General features: G+C 43.3%; 1 protein-coding gene. It reads right to left on the bottom strand.

Going from position 1 to position 2,169, the window contains the following annotated elements:
* Positions 1-2,169: beta-glucosidase BglX (bglX, locus tag JC605_RS23560; protein WP_198858522.1), on the bottom strand; the 2,169-nt coding region annotated here is incomplete at both ends.

Raw genomic sequence — 2,169 nt, 5'->3', positions numbered from 1 at the left:
ACCTTTATCAGAACTTCCTCCAACCATGATTTTAAAAGTTCCCGGTTCTACCAGATAATTTCCTTCGTTATCGTAAAAACCAAGCTCTTTATCCGTTAAAGTAAAGCTTACCGTTTTGGTTTCCCCTTTTTTCAGGCTTATCAGTTCAAAACCTTTCAATTCTTTAATCGGACGGACGATGCTTGCAAATTCATCATGAATGTACAATTGAACCACTTCTTTTCCGTCATAATTTCCAGAGTTTGCAACTTCAACGCTTACCTGAATTTTTTCTCCTTTTGCAAAAGATGTTTTATTCAATTTCAGGTTTTTATAATCGAAAGTCGTGTAGCTCAATCCAAAACCAAACGGAAATTGGGGCGTTTTCTCGACATCCATATAATGCGACCAGAAAACATTTTTATCGCTATCGATCGGCCTTCCTGTGCTGTATTTGTTATAGTAAATCGGCACCTGCCCCACATTTCTAGGAAATGACATCGGCAATTTTCCGCTCGGATTGTAATCTCCGTACAAAACCTGCGCAACTGCATTTCCGGCTTGGGTTCCCAAATGCCAAGCTTCCACAATGGCAGGAACATTTTCTGCCGCCCACGGAATGCTCAACGGACGTCCATTGTTTAAAACCAGAACCACATTCGGATTCACTTTATAGATTTCTTCCAATAATTCCTGCTGCAAACCTGGCAGATTCAAATCGGTTCTGCTTCTTCCTTCACCGCTCTGGAATCCGTATTCGCCTAAAACCATTACTACGGCATCGGCATTTTTAGCCGCATTTTTAGCCGCTTCAAATCCGCTTCTGTCTGTTGTATTGAAAACGGTTTCCGTTAAGAAAGTTGCTTTCTGTTTTAATAAATCTGCCCCTTTTTCAAAAGTAAGCTGGTTGCCTTTGTACTGCTGCATCCCTTCCAAAACCGAAACCGCGGTATCGTCTGAAGCCGCAATTCTCCAGCTTCCCAACGGACTGTTTTTATCGTTTGCCAAAGCTCCGATCAAAGCGATTTTCTGACCTGATTTTTTTAGCGGAAGCAGATTCTTTTCATTTTTCAATAAAACGATCGATTTCTTTGCCATATCCAAAACGCCTTCGTTATTGGCTCTGCTTCCCACAACTTCTTTTTCGCGTTTTTCATCGCAATATCTGTACGGATCATCAAATAATCCCAATTCAAATTTCACTCGAAGAATTCGGCGAACCGCATCATCGACCAAAGCTTCTTTTACTTTTCCAGATTTTACCAGATCAACTAATTTCGCTACATACAAATACGATTCCATATCCATATCAGAACCTGCAATTACGGCTTTTGCCGCTGCATCGGCTTCGTCTTTTGCATAACCGTGTGCGATCATTTCGCGGATTGAAGCATAATCGGAAATCACGAATCCGTCAAACTTCCATTTTCCTTTTAGAATATCCCTTTGCAAAAAGGCATTTCCAGTTGCAGGAACGCCATTCAAAGTGTTAAACGAATTCATAAACGTGCGAACTCCAGCGTCAACCGTTGCTTCAAAAGGAGGCAAGACTGAATTGTACAATTTCGAATTGCTGATATCCACAATATTATATTCCAATCCCGCTTCAACATAACCGTAAGCCGCAAAATGTTTTGCACAAGCCGCAATCGTATTTGCTTTAGCCAAATCTGCAATGGTTTCTCCCTGAAAGCCTTTTACTCTTGCATAGCCAATTTTGCTTCCCAAATACGGATCTTCTCCCGCGCCTTCCATCACGCGTCCCCAACGCGCATCATTTGCAACGTCGACATTTGGCCCAAAAGTCCAATTGATTCCGGATGCCGAAGCCTCGTCTGCCGCAATCGCCGCCGATTTCTTAATCGCTTCCAAGTCCCAGCTCGCCGCTTCTGCCAGCGGAATCGGGCTTAACGTCTTATAGCCATGTATCACGTCAAAGCCGATAATTAATGGAATTCCCAAACGGGTTTCTTCCACTGCAATTTTCTGCACTGCGCGAACTTCTTTAACGCCGCGGACTGTCAGCATCGATCCCACAAGGCCTTTTCTTAAATGCTCGTATTTCAGTTCGGCTGTTCCGCCTTTTGGCGCCGGTCCGGTAACATCCCAAAAGCCATTGTATTGGTTCATCTGCCCAACTTTTTCCTCCAGCGTCATTAATGGCAGAAGCAGGTCTATGCGCTGCTCAAC

The sequence above is a fragment of the Flavobacterium sp. IB48 genome (assembly GCF_016405855.1).
GTDB classification, from domain to species: Bacteria; Bacteroidota; Bacteroidia; order Flavobacteriales; family Flavobacteriaceae; genus Flavobacterium; species Flavobacterium ginsengisoli.
Note: the sequence above shows the minus strand (reverse complement) of the source record. Positions and strands in the feature narration are given on the sequence as shown.